This window comes from uncultured Bifidobacterium sp. (assembly GCF_959020145.1).
Taxonomy (GTDB): domain Bacteria; phylum Actinomycetota; class Actinomycetes; order Actinomycetales; family Bifidobacteriaceae; genus Bifidobacterium.
Genome location: NZ_CAUEQY010000009.1, coordinates 41,426 through 63,168, shown reverse-complemented (window position 1 = coordinate 63,168; position 21,743 = coordinate 41,426). Strand labels below are relative to the sequence as shown.

General features: G+C 60.3%; 16 protein-coding genes. 6 read left to right on the top strand and 10 right to left on the bottom strand.

What is annotated here, in order from left to right:
- Positions 1–27 precede the first annotated feature (27 nt).
- Positions 28–165, top strand: coding sequence for an integrase (locus Q5H33_RS04630; protein ID WP_107646399.1), 138 nt, complete (start codon positions 28–30; stop codon positions 163–165).
- A 400-nt stretch (positions 166–565) separates the two neighbouring features.
- Entirely contained in the window at positions 566–1,264 is a 699-nt protein-coding gene (locus tag Q5H33_RS04625) for an endonuclease domain-containing protein (protein WP_229027043.1), read from the top strand.
- Between the two features lie 369 nt (positions 1,265–1,633).
- Here Q5H33_RS04625 and Q5H33_RS04620 read toward each other — a convergent pair whose 3' ends face one another.
- The 4 genes from Q5H33_RS04620 to Q5H33_RS04605 all read right to left on the bottom strand — a co-directional run bounded on the left by Q5H33_RS04620 (position 1,634) and on the right by Q5H33_RS04605 (position 8,676).
- Positions 1,634–3,652, bottom strand: a complete 2,019-nt coding sequence (locus Q5H33_RS04620) for an ABC transporter ATP-binding protein (protein WP_302423299.1) — start codon at positions 3,650–3,652, stop codon at positions 1,634–1,636.
- A gap of 41 nt (positions 3,653–3,693) precedes the next feature.
- Positions 3,694–5,514, bottom strand: a complete 1,821-nt coding sequence (locus Q5H33_RS04615) for an ABC transporter ATP-binding protein (RefSeq protein WP_085382073.1) — start codon at positions 5,512–5,514, stop codon at positions 3,694–3,696.
- On the bottom strand, positions 5,515–6,153 hold the full coding sequence (locus tag Q5H33_RS04610) for a MarR family winged helix-turn-helix transcriptional regulator (RefSeq protein ID WP_302423288.1): 639 nt from the start codon (positions 6,151–6,153) through the stop codon (positions 5,515–5,517). It lies immediately after the preceding gene.
- A gap of 267 nt (positions 6,154–6,420) precedes the next feature.
- Positions 6,421–8,676, bottom strand: a complete 2,256-nt coding sequence (locus tag Q5H33_RS04605) for an exo-alpha-(1->6)-L-arabinopyranosidase (protein WP_302423277.1) — start codon at positions 8,674–8,676, stop codon at positions 6,421–6,423.
- Positions 8,677–8,908: 232 nt separating this feature from the next.
- Between Q5H33_RS04605 and Q5H33_RS04600 the strand changes: the two genes are divergently transcribed.
- Together Q5H33_RS04600 and Q5H33_RS04595 are read left to right on the top strand one after the other, a co-directional pair.
- Positions 8,909–9,487, top strand: coding sequence for a TetR/AcrR family transcriptional regulator (locus tag Q5H33_RS04600; RefSeq protein ID WP_035011552.1), 579 nt, complete (start codon positions 8,909–8,911; stop codon positions 9,485–9,487).
- A 2-nt stretch (positions 9,488–9,489) separates the two neighbouring features.
- Entirely contained in the window at positions 9,490–10,689 is a 1,200-nt protein-coding gene (locus Q5H33_RS04595; protein ID WP_302423274.1) for a glycerate kinase, read from the top strand.
- Between the two features lie 269 nt (positions 10,690–10,958).
- Here Q5H33_RS04595 and Q5H33_RS04590 read toward each other — a convergent pair whose 3' ends face one another.
- Positions 10,959–12,461, bottom strand: coding sequence for an MFS transporter (locus Q5H33_RS04590; RefSeq protein ID WP_302423272.1), 1,503 nt, complete (start codon positions 12,459–12,461; stop codon positions 10,959–10,961).
- A gap of 169 nt (positions 12,462–12,630) precedes the next feature.
- Between Q5H33_RS04590 and Q5H33_RS04585 the strand changes: the two genes are divergently transcribed.
- Entirely contained in the window at positions 12,631–14,193 is a 1,563-nt protein-coding gene (locus Q5H33_RS04585; protein WP_051923534.1) for a phosphatase PAP2 family protein, read from the top strand.
- A 41-nt stretch (positions 14,194–14,234) separates the two neighbouring features.
- Here the strand turns inward: Q5H33_RS04585 and Q5H33_RS08425 are convergent, their stop codons facing one another.
- Together Q5H33_RS08425 and Q5H33_RS04580 are read right to left on the bottom strand one after the other, a co-directional pair.
- Positions 14,235–14,552: a GNAT family N-acetyltransferase gene (locus Q5H33_RS08425; protein ID WP_198941189.1), complete on the bottom strand. Its 318-nt coding sequence runs from the start codon at positions 14,550–14,552 to the stop codon at positions 14,235–14,237.
- A gap of 50 nt (positions 14,553–14,602) precedes the next feature.
- Positions 14,603–14,785 (bottom strand): hypothetical protein, encoded by a 183-nt coding sequence (locus tag Q5H33_RS04580; protein WP_051633962.1) that lies wholly within the window; start codon positions 14,783–14,785, stop codon positions 14,603–14,605.
- Between the two features lie 391 nt (positions 14,786–15,176).
- Between Q5H33_RS04580 and Q5H33_RS04575 the strand changes: the two genes are divergently transcribed.
- Positions 15,177–17,507, top strand: coding sequence for a glycoside hydrolase family 3 N-terminal domain-containing protein (locus tag Q5H33_RS04575; protein WP_055679984.1), 2,331 nt, complete (start codon positions 15,177–15,179; stop codon positions 17,505–17,507).
- A 453-nt stretch (positions 17,508–17,960) separates the two neighbouring features.
- Here Q5H33_RS04575 and Q5H33_RS04570 read toward each other — a convergent pair whose 3' ends face one another.
- The 3 genes from Q5H33_RS04570 to Q5H33_RS04560 form a co-directional block, all read right to left on the bottom strand.
- A complete protein-coding gene (locus Q5H33_RS04570) occupies positions 17,961–18,596 on the bottom strand; it encodes a TetR/AcrR family transcriptional regulator (protein ID WP_151907656.1) in 636 nt (211 codons plus the stop codon).
- 10 nt (positions 18,597–18,606) lie between these two features.
- On the bottom strand, positions 18,607–19,845 hold the full coding sequence (locus Q5H33_RS04565) for a glycoside hydrolase family 5 protein (protein ID WP_302423267.1): 1,239 nt from the start codon (positions 19,843–19,845) through the stop codon (positions 18,607–18,609).
- Positions 19,846–20,067: 222 nt separating this feature from the next.
- The gene (locus tag Q5H33_RS04560) at positions 20,068–21,714 is read right to left on the bottom strand and encodes a glycoside hydrolase family 43 protein (RefSeq protein ID WP_302423265.1); all 1,647 of its coding nucleotides are present in this window, start codon (positions 21,712–21,714) and stop codon (positions 20,068–20,070) included.
- Positions 21,715–21,743: the final 29 nt, after the last annotated feature.

The window sequence follows — 21,743 nt, the reverse complement described above, 5'->3', positions numbered from 1 at the left end:
CGAATCGCGCATCAGTCCACGGAACGGATGAACGAACTGCGTGCACAACAAAAATCCTTTGCCCTGCAGAACATGCGGAGCAAAGGACTCGGCAACGCCGGTCTGCCTTTCAAAGCGACCGGTCATAAAGGTGGCATCAGTCGGCAGGGTTCCAAACGCGGCTGACACCGTGGAGAAACGCGGTCACCGTCAGCCCCACGGGCCTGCGGCTGGAAGCGCCCGCCCTTCTGCGTGGCCGACTTGCCATGTGAGCCACCCCTCGATGACGCCACGCTCCGCATCGGTTCTACCGGACGCGTATACATCAGGCCTCTCCCCGGTGATGCTGCGGATGGAACCATGCACATATCCACATTTTTCACGGAGACGGTTGCGGGGCTGCTGGCTTTCCATATACCGTCAGCGCATGGAAAGCTTCGGACACAATACATTTTTCACATTAGAGCAGGCACGGGAGGAGGCGGCGAGACGGCATCTTGAATGCAGGCAGGTGTTGTCGCGGATAAGGTCACGCTCCTCGGTTCCACTCTATGTAAGCCACGGCACAGCGCTGGAGCTGCATGGCATGATTGCCACCATGAATTATTTACCCGGATATGGTTCGGAGCTCGTTCACGTTTCGGTGTGCCGGCAACGTGACCTGCGGAAAATCCAGGGGATGAAATTCCATTACGCAAGGCATGGCGTAGACGTGGCGCACGCCGACGAATTGGTGTCAAGCGTCTCCGCGATGCAGGCGGTCTGCCAGATTGCGCCCTATGTCGACGAACGGAGTCTGGTGATCGCCATGGATTGGCTCACTTGCGCCAATCCCGATTTACGCGTCTGCACTCACGATGAGCTCTCCGACTACATCCGGAGTGCGCCGCGATTCATTGGGAGCGCCAAATGCAGAAAGGCCTTGCGCCTGTCCAAACCAGGTACCGATTCTCCGCAGGAAACGGTGCTTCGTTTGGAGAGCGATGCCTACGGGCTGCCTGAGGCACATGTCAATTATGAGATCATTGACCACATACGCGGCTCGGGCACGATGAAGGTGGATATCGCCTACCCGGATGACCGCGTCTGCATAGAATACGACGGAAATTACCACTACACCCATGACCGCTGGATGTATGACCTCGATAAGCGGAACCGGCTGAGGGATCTCGGTTTCACTCCTTTTGTCGCCACCCGCGAGCATCTGGCTTCCAAGCAGAAGCTGAACGAGCTGTTCGGCATGGTCGCCCGCGCAATAGCCAGTCACCGTTACGGCTTGGACTAGTTCCGTAGGTGGTTTTTCGCTTCCGTAGGTGGTTGGGTCTGAATACCCGGCATGAAAACGGCCAGAATAAAGCCTTTCTCCAACCCCGATACTCTGACCAACCACCTACGGAACACCCAAACCGCCTACGGAACCGCATGAGTAGTCCCCGCAATGGATTTTTCGCCATTGATTCGGGGAATCCATGAAAAGCCACAGCGGGCGCACCCTGCGTAAAAGGTCATGCCCGCCGATTCATGGGAGCCATATGCGCAAGGGCCGTGCGGAAGCCACATATGTGGCTTCCGCACGGCCCTTGCATTCGTTGAACACTACCGTTCAGCCTGTCCAATTCACCAAGAACGGGACAGGAACGAAGCAGAAGGAGCCTTACTCCAGTTCCACGGCGCCCGTGTACAGCTGGTAGTACTCGCCCTTCTGCGCGATGAGCTCGTCGTGCGAGCCGCGCTCGATGATGCGGCCATGGTCGAGCACCATGATCACGTCGGAGTTGCGCACGGTGGACAGGCGGTGCGCGATCACGAACACGGTGCGTCCCTTCATGAGGTTGTCCATGCCGGCCTGCACCACTTCCTCGGTGCGGGTGTCGATGGATGAGGTGGCCTCATCAAGGATCATGGCCGGCGGGTCTGCCACTGCGGCGCGTGCGATGGAGATCAGCTGGCGCTGGCCTTGGGACAGACCGGAGCCGTCGCCTTCGAGCACGGTCTGGTAGCCGTTGGGCAGCATGCGGATGAAGCTGTCCGCGTTGGTGAGCTTAGCGGCGGCGATGCACTCCTCGTCGGTGGCGTCGAGCTTGCCATAGCGGATGTTGTCCATCACGGTGCCGGTGAACAGGTTCACGTCCTGCAGCACGATGCCGAGCGACTTGCGCAGGTCGGGCTTGCGGATGCCCTTGACGGAGATGCCGTCATACAGGATCATGCCTTCCTGGATGTCGTAGAAACGGTTGATCAGGTTGGTCACCGTGGTCTTGCCGGCACCGGTGGCGCCGACGAGCGCGACCTTCTGGCCGGGCTTGGCGAACCAGGTGATGTCGTGCAGCACGGGCTTGTCCGGGTTGTAGCCGAAGGTCACGTCGGTGAAACGCACGTCGCCCTGCAGCAGGGTCAGGCGCCCGTCCGGCGAGGTGATCGCGTTCTCGCGCGCCTTCCTCGCCACTTCCGCGGCCTTCGGGCTCAGCGACTGCGCGGCCTTCAGGGAACGGGTGCCGTCGTCGCCTTCCTCACGCTTCCAGGCCCAATGGCCGGTTTCGTGGTCCATTTCGGTCATGGTGCGGCCGTCTTCGCCGAGCTCGACGTTGACGAGTGTGACGGAGCCGCCGTCGTCCTCGGGCTTCTCATCCATCAGCTGGAAGATGCGGGACGCGCCGGCGAGCGCCATCATCACCATGTTGAACTGCATGGAGACCTGGCCGAGCGGGTTGACGAAGGAGCGCGACAGGGTGAGCAGGGAGATGAGGGCGCCGAGGGTGAGCTTGCCCGCGCCGGCGAGACCGAAGTTGCCCATGCCGGAGAGCGCCATGAATCCGCCGACGATGGCGAGCAGAATGTAGAGGATGTAGCCCATGTTGCCTACGACGGGCATGGTCACGTTGCCCCAGGTGTTCGCTTCGGCGGAAGCGTGGAACAGTTCCTCGTTCTTCTCGTCGAAGGTCTTCTGGGTGGCGTCCTCATGGTTGAAGACCTTGATGACCTTCTGACCGTTGACGGATTCCTCGACGAAGGCGTTCACGTCGCCGATCCACATCTGCTGCTTGACAAAGTAGCGGCCGGAGCGGGAGACGATGGCGCGCACGACTACGAACAGGATCGCGGCGAACACGAGCACGAAGATCGTGACCGGCACCGACAGCCACAGCATGGAGACCAGTGCGGCCAGTGCGGAGATCGCGGACGAGAACATCTGCGGGAAGGACTGGCTGATGGCCTGGCGCAGGGTGTCGGTGTCGTTGGTGTAGCGGCTCATGATGTCGCCGTGCTCGTTGGTGTCGAAGTAGCGGATCGGCAGCGTCTGCTGGTGTGCGAACATGTCGTCGCGGATCTTCTTCAGGGTGCCTTGCTCGACGGTGACGATGAGCCACTGCCATAGCCAGCTGCAGAAGGTGCCGGCCGCGTAGAGGCAGGCCATCAGCGTCAGGGCGCGCAGCAGCGGGTTCCAGTCGGGGTTCTTCACACCGACCAGCGGCAGGATGTAGCTGTCAATCAGGGATTGCAGGAACAGTGCGGATCCAGCTTGTGCGGCCGCGCCGATCAGGATGCACAGCACGATTGCCACGACATGCCATTTGTATTGGAAGATGTAGCCGAAGATGCGCTTGGTGGTTCCGGGGGCGGCTTTCTGCATCGGCGGCTTTGCGCCCGGCTTGTTACCCGGCTTGGTCTGCATGGTTTTTTCAGCGTTGTTCTTAGTCATTTCCGTTCCTCCTTTCACTTCAGTTCCTCAGGCTGGGCCTGGTTCTTGGTCTGCGATTCGTAGATGGAACGGTATTCGTCGCAGGTCCGCAGCAGTTCCTCATGGGTGCCGGATGCGGTGATGCGGCCTTCCTCCATGACGAGGATCATGTCGGATTCCTGCACGGACGCGATGCGCTGGGCGATGATGATCTTCGTGGTGTCGGGGATCTCGTCATGGAATGCGGTGCGGATCAGCTTGTCGGTCTTGGTGTCAACGGCCGAGGTGGAGTCGTCGAGAATCAGGATCTTCGGCTTCTTCAGGAGCGCGCGAGCGATGCACAGGCGCTGGCGCTGGCCGCCGGAGACGTTGGTGCCGCCCTGTTCGATGTACGTGTCGTACTTGTCCGGGAACTCCTGGATGAAGCCGTCGGCCTGCGCGAGCTGGCAGGCGTGGCGGATCTCCTCGTCGGTGGCGTTCGGGTTGCCCCAGCGCAGGTTCTCGGCGATGGTTCCGGAGAACAGCACGTTCTTCTGCAGCACCATGGCGACCTGGTCGCGCAGGACCTCCATGTCGTAGTCGCGCACGTCGACGCCGCCGACCTTGAGCGAGCCGGAGGTCACGTCGTACAGGCGCGGCACGAGCTGCACCAGGCTGGACTTCGCCGAACCGGTGCCGCCGACGATGCCGACGGTCATGCCGGAACGGATCTTCAGGTTGATATTGTCGAGCACCGGCTTTTCGGAGTTATCAGAGTAGCGGAAGTCGACGTTGTCGAATTCGATGGACCCGTCGGCCACTTCCTTGATGGGGTTGGCCGGGTTGGTCACCGTGCTTTCCTCGTTGAGCACCTGGCAGATACGTTCCGCGGACGCCTGGGAAATGATGCACATGACGAAGACCATGGACAGCATCATCATGGCCATGAGGATCTGCATGGCGTAGGTGACCAGTGCGGTCAGGTCGCCGGTGGTGAGCCCCAGCGCGGCATTATTGCCCGAGGCCACGATCTGCTTGGAGCCCATCCATGCAATGAGGATCATCGAGACGTATACGCAGACCATCATGAGCGGGTTGTTGAAGCTCATCACACGGTCGGCCTTGCTGAAGTCCTTGTAGATGCGCTGGGAGATGCGGCCGAATTTGGCGATTTCATGCGATTCGCGGGTGTAGGACTTGACCACGCGGATGCCTTGAAGGTTCTCGTCGACCACGTTGTTGAGCTTGTCGTAGGTGTGGAACACGCGCTCGAACACCGGGTGCACGTACACCGCCAGACCGCACAGACCGAAGGCGAGAACAGGGATGCACGCCAGGAACACCAAGGAAATGGACGGGCTGATGCGGAACGAGAAGATCCACGCCACGATCATCATGATCGGGGCTCGCACACCCAGACGAATGATCATGGAATAGGCGTTCTGCAGGTTGGTCACATCGGTGGTGAGCCTGGTGATGATCGAGCCGGTGGAGAACTTGTCAATATTGGTGAAGCTGAAGCCCTGCACCTTCTCGAATTCGTCATGACGCAGGTTCTTGGCGAATCCAGCGCCGGCGATCGCGGCGAACTTACCGGCAAGGAAGCCAGCCGCGAGCGAACATAGCGAGCACGCCAGAAGAATCAGACCGAATTTGACGATGGCGGGCATGCTTTTGCCGGTGATGCCTTCATCAATCAACGACGCCATCACCGTGGGGATGAGGATTTCCAGAACACCTTCGACCACCACAAATATCGGGGTGAGAATGCTGGGCTTCCTATATTCACGCAGCGATTTGCCAAGCGTGCGTACGAGATGCCGCTTTTGTTTTGGCTGCGATTGCACCGCAGCCGTTGTCACGTTTGTTCCGCTCACTTACTCTTCCTTTCCTGTTTCGTCTTCCTGTGATGTTTTCCGTACAGTTGGTTGCGATTCGCATTCCCGCGATTGCCGTTCCCGCGATTCCGCCTCGCACAATGCCAGGCTGGAGTAGCGACTTTCGTCGCCGATCAGCCCGGTGGAGACCAGATTGGTTTGCATCACGTCGAGCACGTGCATGAATTCGCGGATCTCGTCGTCGCTCAGGCCCTGCAGCAGAATGCCTTCCATGGCGATTGCGCTGGTGCGCAGCGCTTCGGCGATGTCGCGCGATTTGTCGGTAAGCACGATTTTCTTCAACCGCGCGTCCCTCGGCACGGATTCGCGCACGATAAGCCCTTTGCGTTCCATCAATGCGAGCACTCTGCTCGACGTCGACCGGGTGATGCCGAAGCGGCGTTCCACATCCTGCGGGAAGATCTCCCGTTCCGAATGGCGCGCGAGGAAGGTGATGATGTCGATGTTGCCACCGCTCAGACTCTCCACTTCCATGGGACGCGTCACCGCAAGATACCGGTTGATGACGTTGTGCAGCGATCGGATGGCGACGCTCGGCGGCTTGCATGCGCCCCGCTCCCATGCTTCGGTGAACGCGGGGTTCACCGAAGCCGTTCCATCGTTCTGTATATCGTTCACGGAACATACGATAACACGTTGTACATACAACAGTTGCATATGCAACATTCAGCGTGTCGTGTGTGACGGAACCGGATCGCAGCACACCGAACGCAATATTGCAATCGCAAAATCGCTTAAAAATAGCCAAAAATAAGCCCGGAACAAGCCGAAACCAAGTATGAAAAAGCCGAGGATGTGGTCCGCACCGGTTCATTCGCGGGGCCACATCCTCGGCCTAAATCCTTGAAACTCCTTTTGCTTACGTCTTGTTTACGTCAATCCGTCTTATTCGGCGGTTTCGGCGATTTTGGCGTACTCGTCGAGCATGAAGGCGGTGATGGCTTTGCCGCCGTCGCTCATCAGCATCGGCATGGAGTTGATCGGCATGGACTTGAGGAACATGCGCATCATGTCGTTGTCGGGCAGCTGCGGCAGATTGCCGGCCTCGCCTTCCGCATACACGGATGCGACGATTTTGGAGCCGACCGGATCGTCGGCCCATTCGCCGAACGTGGACCATTCGTCGAGCGGCAGGGCCTTGCCGTCGCCGTCGAGCGTGACGACGGCCACGGCGGCGATGTCGCGGCTGGACGTGCCGACTTCGACGGTGTATTCGCCGGCTTCGACATGCCAGTCATCGAACTTCTCGGACCAGTAGGCGAAGGCGCGCTCGTCCAGATCGAAGGAGATCTCAGCCGATTCGCCGGCCTTGAGGAACACCTTTCGGAAACCCTTGAGCTCATGCTTCGGGCGGGCTACGGCGGCCTTGCCTGGAGCCACGTAGACCTGCACGGTTTCGGCGGCGTCCACGTCGGACGTGTTGGTGACGGTCGCGGTGACGTGTACGGTGTTGGCGCCGGTCTTGGCGACGTTCACGCCGTCGATCGCAAAGGTCGCGTAGCTCAGGCCGAAGCCGAACGGGTAGTCGACGGCCTTGTCGTACGTGTCGTAGTAGCGGTAGCCGACGAACACGCCCTCACCATAGTCGACGTGCCCCTCCTCACCCGGCCAGTTGATCATGCTCGGATCGTCGTTGATGTCCATCGGAATGGTCTGTGCCAGCTTGCCGGACGGGCTGACCTTGCCGAAGATCACGTCGGCGAGCGCCGGACCGCCCGCCTGGCCGAGCAGCCAGGATTCGAGGATGCCCTTGGCGTTGCCCGCCCATGGTGCCACGGAGACGACGGATCCGTTGGACAGCACCACGACGATGTTCTTGTTTTCGGCGGCGACGGCTTTGAGCAGTTCGACCTGCTTGGCTGGAATGTCGAGGGTTTCGCGGTCGAAGCCTTCGGATTCGGCGGCTTCCGGAAGGCCGAGGAACATGAGGACGACGTCGGCGTTTTTGGCGGTTTCGACGGCTTCGGCTTCGAGCTTGGCGTCGGCCGGTTCGAGGTCGAGGGTGAAGCCCGGTGCGAACGCGACGTCCGCTCCGCGTTCGGCGAGGGTGTCGAGGAAGCTGGTCATCTTGGTTGGGGTGATGTGGGACGAGCCGCCGCCCTGGTAGCGCGGGGTGCGCGCGAATTCGCCGATGACGGCGATTTTCGCGTTTGCCGCGACCGGCAGGATGTCGTCGTCGTTTTTGAGCAGCACCATGGATTCGACGGCGGCCTGGTGGGCCACCTCGTCGTGGGCGTCCACGTCGAAACGGTAGTTCTCGACGCTCATGGCGGCACGGGTCTTGTTCACGAGGTCGACCATGCCTTGGGCCATACGGTCGAGCTGTTCGGGCTGGATGCGGCCGTCACGTGCGGCGTAGACGATCTGGTCGTCCGTGTAGCTCGGCGGCATTTCAAGGTTGAGGCCGGCGTTGAGGGAGGCGACGCGGTCATGGTCGGCGCCCCAATCGCTCATGACGATGCCTTCATACCCCCATTCGTCGCGCAGCACGTCGGTGAGCAGCCAGCGGTTTTGTGCGGAATGCACGCCGTTGATGCGGTTATAGGAGCACATGATGGTCCATGGCTGGGCGGTTTTGACGATGTGTTCGAAGGCCGGGAAGTAGATTTCACGCAGCGCGCGCTGGGAGATGTTGGCGGATACGCGCAGACGGTCGGTCTCCTGGTTGTTGGCCGCGAAGTGCTTGAGCGAGGTGCCCACGCCCTTGGACTGCACGCCGGCGACGATGCCGACTGCCTCATGGCCGGCCAGATACGGGTCTTCGGACCAATATTCGAAGCAGCGGCCGCCGAGCGGATTGCGCTTGATGTTGACTCCGGGGCCGAGGATGACGGCCACCTTCTCCTGGATGCATTCCTCCGCCATGGCCTCGCCGACCTTGTGGATGAGTTCCGGGTTCCAGGAGCTGGACAGGCCGGCTGCCGGCGGGAAGCAGGTGGCGGGCACGGAGTCGTTCAGGTCGGTTTCGCCGGTGCTGGATGCCAGGGATTTGCGCAGTCCGTGGGGGCCGTCGGTGATCATGTAGCCGGGAATGCCTTTGGTTTCCACACCCTGCAGGTGCCAGGCGTCGCCGCCGGAGGTGAGGGACGCCTTCTCTTCGAGGGTCAGGTCGTTGACGGAAGGATAAGCGGTGTCGCTCATGAGCTGCCTCTTTCGTATGTCTTCTGTGTTTCTGGTGCCTTTCGGCTATTTTCTCGGCCGTCTCGCGATTGTTTCGCGGTGGGACTTCAACCCCGAATTCCCTACCTACCGATTGGTAGGTACTTTATCAAAAAACAATACGCAACACGCCAATCATCTTTGAAAAAGAAACCGACCGACCGTAATGTGAATTACATATTCCAATAACCTCCAGCAACGACGGGAGCACATTATGGCCAACGACGAAGTCGACCGCAGAAGCGCGATTCTCAACGCGGCGGTCGAATGTTTCGGCACGCTCGGCTACTACGGCACGTCGCTGCAGCGCATCGCCACTATGGTGAACCTCACCAAACCGGGCGTGCTGCATTACGTCGGCAGCAAGGAAGGGCTGCTGCATGCGGTGCTCGACGAAATGTACGACCGTGAGACCGAGGACGTCACCGCCGGCATGGTGCGAGACGAACGTCCGCTTATCGCCGAAATGTGGCGCAGGACGGTGGCGGTCAACGCCAAACGACCCGAATTGGTGCACATGTTCTCCACGTTGAGCGCCGAGGCACTTAATCCCGACCATCCGGCGCATGATTATTTCGCCGAACGCGAGGAACGTATCGTGGAAGTGGCCGCGAACATCCGCTGGCATGTGCCGGAAGGCGTTGACGCCGAGCAGGTGCTGCGTTCCGGATTCGCGATGATGGATGGCGTGCAGCTGCGCTGGCTGCGGGTTCCGGGGCGCGACCTGAACGAAATGTGGGCGCGCTGCGAGGACGTCCTCTTCCCCCTGCCACAGTGGGAGGGCTATCGCTGACCATGAGGTATCTGCTGGCACCGGATTCGTTCAAGGAAGCCGCTTCCGCGCAGGCCGTGGCTGAGTCGATACGCCGGGGCGTGGCGGCCGGCGATCCCGGCGCCGAATGCCGCATGATGCCGTTGTCCGATGGCGGCGAGGGATTGACCGACGCGCTGGTCCAGGCAACCGGCGGCGAATTGCGATCGGAGCACGCGCATGACGCGCTGGGCCGGCCGATCATCACACGATATGGATTCCTTGGCGAGGGCGGTTTCGGAACATCTCACGATGGAGAGAATCCTCGCACCGCGGTGGTCGAGTTGGCTGCGGCGAGCGGCATCGAGCGCATCTCCCCCGCCGACCGCGATCCGTTGGCGGCGTCCACTTTCGGCACCGGCGAGCTGATTCGCGCCGCGATCGACGCCGGAGCGGAACGCATCGTACTTGGATTGGGCGGCAGCGCCACCACCGACGGCGGCACTGGCCTGGCCCGAGCGCTCGGCCATCGTTTCCTCGATGCGGACGATTGCGAGTTGCCGCTTGGCGGCGGCGCACTCCCCCGGCTTGCCCGCATCGACGACACCGAGGTTCCCGACGACGTGCGAAACATCCCGATCGTATTGGCATGCGACGTCACCAATCCTCTGACCGGGACGGACGGCGCCGCCGCCGTGTTCGCGCCGCAGAAAGGCGCGAATCCGGAACAAGTCGCATTGCTCGACTGCGGTTTGGGCAGGCTCGCCGACGCCATCACGGCACTGAACGGTCGCAAAATAACAGATAAGCCGGGCGCGGGCGCGGCGGGCGGCACCGGCGGCGGCATGCTGGGCCTGTTCAACGCGACCATGCGCCCCGGCATCGAGTTGGTGCTCGATTTGCTGCATGCACGCGAGGCGTGCGCGTGGGCCGATGTCGTCATCACCGGCGAAGGGTCGATCGACGGGCAGACGCCGTACGGCAAGGTACCGAGCGGCATCGCGCGACTGGCGAAATCGCAAGGAAAACCGGTTATCGCCATCGGAGGAAAAGTGACGCGCGATCCGAACGTCACCGCCGCGCTCAACGAAGCCGGCATCGTCGCGACGTTCGGCATCGCACCCGGCCCAGCCGCTCTGCCGGAACTGCTCACCGGAACAAAACGCAACGTGGAGGCCACCTGTGCCGCCATCGCCGGGCTGCTGAGCGTCACGCGCGAATGCTCATCGAGACCTCATCAATGAGGAACAGGAACCCCGCCTGTTGCACCGGTATTGAGGACTACTTTGGGGTCATCATCAACAGGCCACTCGCCTGAACTAGATTTTCACATCTGCTTACGGTAAGTATTCACGCAAAAGCGGAACCGCGAAATCAACTTCGCCGCAACCGGTCTGACGAATGACATATGCATCCAGCAACCGCTTGCGAATATGTTTGGCATTGTCGATATCAAAATTATCAAAGCTATCGAAAAACGACAGAAGTGAAGCCTTCCACCGCGCATGACCAGCTATGCGGCGCGCTTCGAGAAGCGGAACATGAGCAGGGCCAGGATCTCACCCGTCACGGCCATGCCGAAGAACACCCACATGCTGGTGGAAAACCCGGCGACGTAGGCGGCCGCGGACTTCATGCCCGCGGCACGGTTCGCTGCGGAGAATTCGGCGATCAGCGTGGACGCGACCGCGGTGCCGATGGCGCCAGCGAGCTGCTGCACGGTGTTCATCACCGCGGACCCGTCGGCGTTCATCGCGGCCGGCAGCTGGTTCAACGCATGCGTCTGGTCGGGCACGAGCACGAATCCGGACGCGGCCATGAACAGCGCGTAGGCGATCGCGACGGCCCATTCATGCGCGCCGCCGAGCAGCATCGAGACATCCATGATTGCCACGCCGACGAAACCGCAGGCGATGAATTTCGGCGGGAAATGCGCTTTCAGCGCGCCACCGATCAGCGGTGCGGAAATCGCGCCGATTACCGCACCCGGCAACAGAATCAGCGCCGCAATCATACTGGTATGACCCATGCCGCGCTGCAACAGAATCGGCAGCAGGAAATTGACACCCAGCACACCGCCGGATGACATGAGCAGAATCAGCATGCCCAGCGTGAAACCGGGGAATGCGAACGTGCGCACCTCGATCAGCGGATGCTCCATCCTCAGCTGCACGGCGGCGAACACACCCAGCACCACGATCGCGCCGACAAGCACCGTCCAGAAGCGCCAGTCGCCGTTCCACTGCGCGAAGAAGCTCGCCGCCACGATGATGCCGGCCAGACCGGCCGCCACCAATACCAGCGACGGCACCGACAGATGCCCCTTCCCGCCGTGGCGGATGTCGGGGACGGTAGCGCATCCCAGCACGAGCGAGATGAGCAGGAACGGGATCATCGTGTAGAAGATCCAATGCCAGTTGAGGAATTCCATGACGAGCCCGCCGAACACCGGGCCGATGGCCGGGGCCGCGCAGGTCACCAGACTGACCAGGCCAAGCATCATGCCGCGTCGGTTGAACGGCGCTTTCTCGAGGATGATGTTGGTCAGCAATGGCAGCGAGACGCCGGTGCCCAACGCCATGATGAGCCGCGCCGCGAGCAACATCGGAAAGTTCACGGCGAGCGCGCCGACCACCGTACCTGCCGAGAACAGCGCCACGGCGGTGACGAACAGCCCCTTGGTGGGGAATGTGCGCACCATGAACGGTGAGGTGGGGATGGCTATGGACAGGAGCAGCAGATAGCCGGTGGTGAGCCATTGCACCACGTCGGCGGAGATGGAGAACTCCCCCATCAGCGTGGAGTAGGCGATGTTGAGCGACGTTTCGGATAGGATGCCGAGGAAGGTGAGGATGGAGAGCGCCACCACCACGATAGTGAGTCTGCCTTCGCTCATGGTGCCGGCGGAGCTGGCTGCCGGTGTTGTCCGATGGTTGTGTCGTTCGTCGTGGATGCTCACGGTTCTCCTTGTCGTGTTGGCGTCGTCGGCGTTGACGGCCGCCGGCGATATCCGCATATCGTATTGCCTCGCCTATATCTAGGGAGGAAAAGTTACGCGAAATTGCATGCGCGTATTCGGACACGCCCCCGATTGCGCCAATGCTGCCTATGATGAGATGAAAGCGTGCCGATTACGAAGGGGGCGCATCAGTATAAAGAGAGACTGATGAGAAGGACACCGTTGCTTGTGTTGCGCGGCGGCGGCCGCGGCCGTCATGGCGCTGGGCGTCACCGTGCAGGCGCAATGCGCCGAACCGTATCCGTCCGATACGCAGCAGCCGGATTACACGGCATTGCTCACCGATTTCACCAATTATTACCAGCCGGATCTCACCGCGCCTTCCACGGAGCTGCGTGGACGCGTGGTCAATGCAGAGGTGCTCAAGGAAAACAGCGACGCCACGGTGTCGGTGAATCATAAGGCCAATGAGGGGCGGACCAGTGATGACGATCCGCTCAATCCTCAGCAGCAGCGCGCATTGAAGGACAGTGATTCGCTGATCGAAAACACGTACTCCGATGCGCTTGGCCCGGTTTTGGGGAGGTTTCTGAGCGAGGGCATCAAGCAGGGTGATCTGCCACTTTCCACAACGTTGTTGGTCAAACGGCCCGGAGAAAGCGACATCGGCACGGAACGGCACGCGTTGCTGTCACGGTATGTGAACGATTCCGCCGTGAAGAAGCAGTATGTCCATCCGCGTCCGTTCACGGATCGCACGAATGGCGGCTATGTGGCTGCCGGTCTGCCGAAGACCGAGAATATCATCCATCTGCCGGTGTGGACGGACGATTCCGGCACGCAGCACAACCCCGGCTATGACACGCTCGCCCCCACTGGTTCGTTCCCTTCCGGTCACACCACCGTCGCCTATTCCGGCGGTATCGGCCTGGCCACGCTGCTGCCCCAGCTCGCGCCGGAGATCATGACGCGCGCATCGGAGGCGGCCAACAATCGTCTGATCGTGGGCGTGCACTATCCGCTCGATCTGATGGGCGGGCGCATCATCGGAGAGGCCGGGCTTGCGACGCGGTGGTCCGATGAACAGTTCCGCAACGACAAGTTGATGCCGGCATATCAGGAAATGCAGGCGTATATGGCGAAGCGTTGCGTGGGCGCCAATATCGTTGCCCGCGCGGCGGATGATCCGACGACCGTGCAGAATTGCGTGACCGCGTTGAACGCGAATTCCGCCGATTCCTCCAAGCCGAGCGGCGGATACACCAACGATTTCACCGACGATTTCAGTACACAGCCGGTGACCAACCGCGCGTCGGCATTGGCCGCCTATCAGGCACGCATGAGCTATGGATTCAAGCCGACCTCCGCCACCGGCAAGGCCGCCGTCGTACCGGAAGGCGCGGAGAATCTGTTGACCACCGCGTTCCCGACGTTGAACGCCGAACAACGGAGGGCCGTGCTGGCCGCCACGGAGATTGATTCCGGCGAACCGTTGGACGCAAGCTCGAACGGCTATCAGCGGCTGAATCTCGCCGCCGCCTACAGCGCCAAAGTGACGCTGTCCGCAGACGGTTCCGTGGTCAAGGTGGAGCCGGGGCAGGCCGTCGCCTCCGTGGTGCGCGAGGGCGCCCCAGCTAAGCCCGGCTCATCCAGCGGAAGGAGCGATGCCACTGCCAGCACCACCAAAACCATTGCGAACACCGGCTCGGACATGCTGGCTCCGGCAGGCATGATGGTCGCCTGCTTCATGCTTGGCATCGGATTGATGCTGACCCGCCGACGCGCGTAAGGCAATAGGTCGGGTCACCCTATGGGAGGCCCGACCTTCACTCACCTATTGAAACGGCAACGACGCCGATGCTCATTGCAACCTGTACTCCAGATACACCTGCTCCTCTTCCATGAGCCCTTGGAGCAATGCGGCCCCCACCCTGCGATGCGGAATCCGCACCGTTGGCACAGGCGTTTCGCCGGCTCGTTATGCGCATAGGTGTCGAGGCGGACGACCGCGCAGCCGTGCCCGGCCGCATATTCCTTCGCGTATTGCACCATCCGGCTTCCATACCTGTGGCCCGCGAACCGCGGCGGCACGCACAGCGTATGCACGACAAGCACATCCTCGCCTTCGCCGGGATACTGCCATGCCACGTCGTCGTATTCCGCGGGCTGGGCATTTCAATATCATGCTGGCACGGATCTCACCATCCTCTTCCAGCACGATCATCTCCCCCTGCGGGCACGGCGCGCTTCGGTACAGCGATCGTCGGGTATACGCCCAATTCCCAATGGGAATCGCCTCCATGCTCCTGCTCGTAAGTCAGCAGGTCCTCGTAGGTCGCGGCGATCGCCGCGATATCCGCAGATGTTGCCTGTCGTATCATGCTATTTCTTCCTTTTCGAACCCCGGTGAACCGTAACCGATGTGTCATGGCGAGATTCCGTAGAGGGTTTCACTGTTCCGTAGGTGGTCGCCGGTGGTATCGGGGATGAGGAACGGCTTTATTCAGGCCATTCCTTCGGCAGGCATTCAGCCCCAACCACCTACGGAACCCGAAAACCGCCTACGGAAAGACCGGACCTTGCCGTGACTCCCGGCCCGTATGCATGCATGGAGCCGATACCGCAACCAAGAAGTCATTGTAGAACCGCCCACACGAGCAATGTCCGCCAAATACGACATGCGCTGCGGCGACTTGTGAAATTACCTGAATCATCGTAAAATACCAAGTGGTAATTAAAGGACACCGCTTCAACGAGGAAAGTGAGCAATCCATGACCAACACCACCGACCTGCCATACAAGAATCCCAACCTGCCTGCCGAAGAGCGCATCGCCGATTTGCTCGGACGCATGACCCTCGAAGAGAAGGTCGGCCAGATGATGCAGCTTGATGCTCGCAGCGGCGATCTGGATGACCTGATCGTCAACAAGCACGTCGGCTCGATTCTGCACACCTCCCCCGCGGACCTGCCCCGCGCGGTCGAGACCGTGAACACGAAGACCCGCCTCGGCATTCCGCTGATCATCGGCGACGACTGCATCCACGGCTATTCCTTCTGGCCAGGCTCCACCATCTTCCCATCCCAGCTCGGCATGGCAACAAGCTTCGACACGGCCAAGGTTCAGGCCGCGGGCCGTGCCACCGCCGAAGAGGTCTCCACCACCGGCGTGCATTGGACGTTCTCCCCCGTGCTGTGCATCGCCCGCGACACCCGTTGGGGCCGTGTGGACGAGACGTTCGGCGAGGATCCGTATCTTATCGGCGAGATGGCCTCCGCCATCGTCAAGGGCTATCAGGGCGGCGCCAAAGCTGGCGAGCCGCTCGCCAAGGATGCGATTCTGGCCTGCGCCAAGCATTTCGCCGGCTATTCCGAAACGCAGGGCGGCCGCGACGCTTCCGAAGCGGACCTGTCCCACCGCAAGCTGGAATCGTGGTTCCTGCCGCCGTTCGAACGCGTGGCGAAGGAGGGTTGCGGCACGTTCATGCTCGGATACGAATCCATCGACGGCGTGCCGGTCACCTTCAACAAGTGGCTGCTGTCCGACAAGCTGCGCGGCGACTGGCACTACCAGGGCACGCTGATCACCGACTGGGACAACGTCGGCCGTTCCGTGTGGGAGCAGAAGGTCAAGGCCGATTACGTGCACGCCGCCGCGGACGCGGTCAAGGCCGGCAACGACCTGATCATGACCACGCCGAAGTTCTACGAAGGTGCCATCGAGGCCGTGAAGACCGGCCTGCTGGATGAGTCGCTGATCGACGAAGCCGTGTCCCGCATCCTCGCACTCAAGTTCCGCCTGGGCCTGTTCGAAGATCCGCGTCTGCCGGACCAAGAGCGCATCAAGACGGTTATCGGCTCCAAAGCCCATCAAGAGCTCAACCTGCAAATCGCACGCGAATCCGTGGCGTTGCTGAAGAATGACGGCGCATTGCCGTTCTCGGCTGCGGCGGGCAAACGCATCGCCGTGGTGGGCCCGCTTGCCGATGACGCGCAGGAGCAGTTGGGCGATTGGGCCGGCAATTCCGGTCAGGTCAATTGGATGCCGGATGGCCAGCCGCGTGAGATGATCACCACCGTGCTTGACGGGTTCAAGCAGCTTGCGCCCGAAGGATGCGAGGTTGCGTATTCGCGTGGCGCGAACATCATCGATTTGGTGGACGATCCGGAAGGCGAGTTCTATCCGGATGGCCAGCCTCGTCCGAAGCTCGCCGTCTCCGCCAAGTTCGACCAGCAACTGCTGGATGAGGCGGTGGACAACGCTCGCCGTTCCGACCTTGTTGTCGCCGTCGTGGGCGATGTGGTGCAGTTGGTCGGCGAGACCTGCTCCACCGCCACACTGGAACTGCTCGGCGGGCAGAACGCCATGCTCAAAGCGCTTGCCGACGTGGCCCGCGAGACCGGCAAGCCGCTGGTCGTGGTGCTGATGAGCTCCAAGCCGCAGGTGATGCCGGCATGCGTGATCGGCACGAATGGCGTGATCGTGGACGAATCCACGGCCGACGGTGTCAGCGCGTTCATGTGGGCGCCGAATCCGGGTATGAAGGGTGGCCAGGCCATCGCCGAAATCATTCTTGGCGAAACCGAGCCGAGCGGACGTCTGCCGATCACCTTCCCGCGTCATGCGGGCCAGCTGCCGGTCTATTACAACCAGATCCGTGGCCAGCACGGCAATCGTTATGCCGATCTCACGCAGGATCCGGCGTTCGCGTTCGGCGAGGGCCTCGGCTACACGACCTTCGCATATGGCGAACCGACAATCACGAACGTTCCGGCTTCCGGCACGTTCGCCACCACCGATACCATGCATGTCGAGGTTGCGCTCACCAACACCGGCGAGCGCAAAGGCACCGAAGTAGCGCAGTTGTATATCGGCGATATCGTGACGTCCTACAGTTGGACGGACCGCGAGCTCAAAGCGTTCCAGCGCGTGGAGCTTGAGCCGGGTGAGACCAAGACCGTTGCGTTCGATATTCCGGTTTCGGAGTGCACTATCGTCGATTCGGATGCCAACCGTATCGTCGAGCCGGGCGAGTTCGAAGTGTTGATTGGCCATTCGAGCCGTCGTCGCGATTTGAAGCGCACCACGTTCACTGTGGCGTAGTTGTATGCGATAGTGCGATTGCGTTGCGTAACCACATTGCGTAATCGCACTATTCAATACCCCCTTTCGCTCACGCAAAGTAAATCAAGCCGTCAATATACGTATGTGAGCGAAAAGGGGTAATCGTATGCCATTATGCAAAATCACAAATGGCGGAATTCCAACGTTTCCTATTTCTAAAATCAGATAATTCAGCGCACGTATGCGCAAAAACGCACTTTTCCGCAATCCGTGAGCAAAAGGGTGGCTTGCGATTGGACTCGTGCAAGCCACAAACCACCAATCAAATCGCAAATCGCAATCCGTGAGCAAAAGGGTGCCTCACGCAAACCAAACCGCAAACCGCAAGTCCAAAAACCGCAGGTCGAAAAACGAAAGCAGATAGACAATCATCAGAATCACGCAATCGCAACCAACCGGCGGAACGGACACGACCAAATCAATAAATCCGAATCAGCGGTAGGCGTCCCACAGGGGCTCGGGGAACAGCAGGTTTTCCATTTCAGCCCATTCTGCGCATAGGTCGACTTCCGGTTCGCGCAGCCACCACAGCTGGATGCCGTCCATGATCTCCATGGCTTTGCGCACCACTGGCCGCATGCTGTCGGCCCATGCGCCCAATTGCGGCGGAACCACCCATGGGTATTTCGAATAGTGCTCCCAAATACCGTCCATGCGTTCCATGAATTCGTCATGCAATGGATGGTCCGGATTCAGCGATTCCGCCGACAGCACGGTGAACAGCTGCACCATCATGCGGCGGCGCGAGTTGTGTTTCACCAGGTAGCGCAGGTATGCGGGGAAATGCGGCGCGGATGGGTCGCTGCCCGGCATGCCCGATGAGAAGAAGTCCTCCGGAGTGCCGGTTTGCCCGTAGTATTCGTCATATACCAGCGCCAGCATCTTGTCTTTGTTTTCGACGTATCGCAGCACGCCTTGTTTGGAGATGCCGACGCGATCGGCCACGTCCTGGATGGAAATGCCGTTGAATCCGCGTTCGCTGATGAGCTGCACCGCCGCATCCAGCACTTCCGCACGACGCTCCTGCGGCGATTTGCGGGTACGTTTCGAAGTCTCTTCCTCTGCCATGACTCCGAGTCTAATGCCCTTTGCGTCGATTGTCGTTGATTGACGGCGCCGATGCCACGTCATCGTGGGGCGTATCCGCTTGAATCCATCCATGACGCCATACGCGGGTCAGATCCCACGCTTCGAGATTGCCGCCGTTGCGCGGGTCGCGTGGCGGTTTTCCTTCGCCGCTGCCTGGTTTCGCGGAACGCGCAAGCTGGTAGCTCCAATAGACCTGCCCCGCCGACGTATCCCATGCCGCGCGTTGCAATCGCGATACTTGACGGTATGCGTCCGCTCGGTTTCGGCTGTGCAGGGCCCACCGGTTCTCCACGCACCACTCGCCCACAAGTACAGGGATATGGCGGGCCGCCGAACGGATGGCGATTTCGCGCGCACCCACCAGCATTCGGTACAGCCATGGCAGGTGCCGCGATTGCAGGTACAGCCGGCGTGCCGGCCCCGCGAACAACGGTTCCTCCATGGCGATGAGATATTGGTGGGTGTCGAGCATGACGTTGCGCATGCCGGCGCGACGGAACCAGTTGCCCCAGCGGAGCAGTCGGAAGCCGTCATGGAATACGATTATGGTTTCCGGGCGCAGTATGGCGCGCAACCGAGCGTAGGCGTCGCGGTAGAAGCGCTTCAGAAAGCGCAGTGGGACATGCGTGCTGCCGGAGGCCTCGCGGACGTCCTTCGCCGTATTCGACGTGCCATGGAACACCGACCAGCTCACTGGTTCGTTGAGCACTTCGATGCTGTGTAGGGTCGGCTCGTCACGATATCGGCGGGCCAATCGTTCCAGCACATTCAGCGCGTATTCCACCAAGTCCGGATTCTGCGCCCATTTGCACACGCCCGTCAGACCGCCGTTGTCGAAACCATTCTGTGAGCCGGGCACGGTATGCAGGTCGATCATGATCTTCAGTCCCGTCTCCCGCGCCCAACGGAACGCGCGGTCGAGGTATGCGATGCAGCCCGGATGTCCGGGCCAGTCGCCGAAGATGAAATATGGTATGGGAATGCGCACGAGGTTGATTCCGTGACCGACGATAATACGGAAATCCTCCAAGGTGATGTAGGTTTCGCGGTGCCGGCGCAGTTCCTCGGCGAGATTCCGTTCGGACCAGAGGGATACGTGCGTGCGGTGCATCCAGATTTCATCGTCTTCGGCGCTGCGGGTGAACGGTTTCGGATCCATCCATTTCTCCAGCACCAGCCAGTTGCCGAGGTTCACGCCGTCGATTCGCTCGTCGATGCCTAGCACCATGCGTCTCACCGCCCTTACGTTCGGGGGTTGCCCGACTTTTCGCTTCCGCCCATCACAACCCATGGCAAAACCCATTCGGCCCAATGGGCCAAGGAACCGCGCGTCATTCGCAACGTTCCTTGGTCCATTGTATGCGCCCCGCGAGCGGCCACGCGGCCGCTCGGAATCGGATCACAGCCGGATCAGGGTCGTTGAATGATCGTGGTGGCCGGATGGGCGGGATCAGTCGACCGGCTTCGTCTCGTCCGCCTCGTAGTCGAAGAAGTCGAAGTCGGCAGTCTTCTCGTGCAGAGCGGCGTCGGTAACGGCGATGCCGACCATGGTGCCAGTGAATTCGCCGTACTTGCAGTATTCGTCAGAGAAGGTGGTAGTGTCGAAATCCGGGCCAATCTTGGTCCAGTTCTCGCCATCATAACCCCACTCGAACCAAGTACGACGACCTTCGATATTCAAACGGAAATAGATCGGCTTGTCTTCCACAGCAACGCGAGTGTCAAGCATTTCCATCTTTTCACCGTTTTCGAGACGCACAATCGAAATCGCGCTGCCGCCAAGCGTCTGTGAATAATACTTGCGCAGGAAAATATTATTCATGTTGTCGTAGTAGATGGTCAAGCCAGCGCTGTGCTGGTAGACTTCCGGCTCGAACTCCATCTTGGTGGTTACCGTGGCATACACGCTCGTCAGCTTGCGAGCAAGCAGGCTCGTACGATTCAGCGAGGCAAGCGATTCCTCACCACGAACACGCAACCAGCCCGGGCGTTCCGTAGCATTTGCAAACGTGCTCGGCATCTGACGCGGCGAGTAATACCAGTTACCCAGTTCCTCACCATCGAAATCGTCAAGGCTTGGAATTTCCGGCATCGGCACATCTGGCAGATTCGGCTCCTCGACTTCGATCTTTGCCAGATTAGAACCATCAGCCATACGCAACCAACCATCAGGCGTCCACTGCATCTTCTGAATGGCGGTCTCACGGCCAAGCGTACAACGCAATTCCGGCACAAACGGACGGCTGGTCAGGTGCACAAGATATGTCTCGCCGTTCGGCAGATCCACGTAGGAGCCGTGGCCGGACTTCTGCAATACGGAATCCGGGTTGAAATAGCGCGGCTTCAAATGATCGTCATCAGCACGCTCGTTTGACTCCTTCGGCTGCGAAGTGACGAGCGGACCATTCGGATCCGGCTCATACGGGCCCCACACATTGCGGGAACGGCCCATGGTCACAGAATGGTTGTAGCCGGTGCCGCCCTCGGCGCACATAATGTAATACCAGCCGTCACGCTTGGTCAGATGCGGAGCCTCAATGCAGCCACGATCAGTAGCGCCACGCCATATACGCTTCGGATAGCCAACCACATGCTTGGTTTCCGGATCATATTCCACACAGCAGATCACACCCGGCTTCTCATAGCCTTCACGGGTCTCCCATTCCAAGCTGACGATGTACTTCTTGCCATTGTCATCATGCAAAATGGACGCGTCGAAACCGGAAGATGTCAGATATACCGGCTCACTCCACGGACCTTCAATGCTCTTCGACTTAATCAGATAATTATTCACGTCGAAATAGCGTGCATTCATGGAATTCATAACGCCGTAAATCACGTAGAACATGTCCTCTTCCTCACAATACGTGAGGCATGGAGCCCAAATGCCCTTAGCGCTTGGCAGCTTGGTGAGGTTCGGATTCGTACCATCAGTAAGCACGTGGGTGAGCAGCTCCCAATGCTTCATATCCTTCGAATGGTAAATCGGAATGCCCGGAAACCATTCGAAGGTGGAGACGGCCACGTAGTAGTCGTCGCCTTTGCGGCAGATGGCCGGATCGGGATTGAAGCCTTTGAAGATCGGATTATGCAGCATTGTCGTTCCTTAATGTTCTTGATATCACG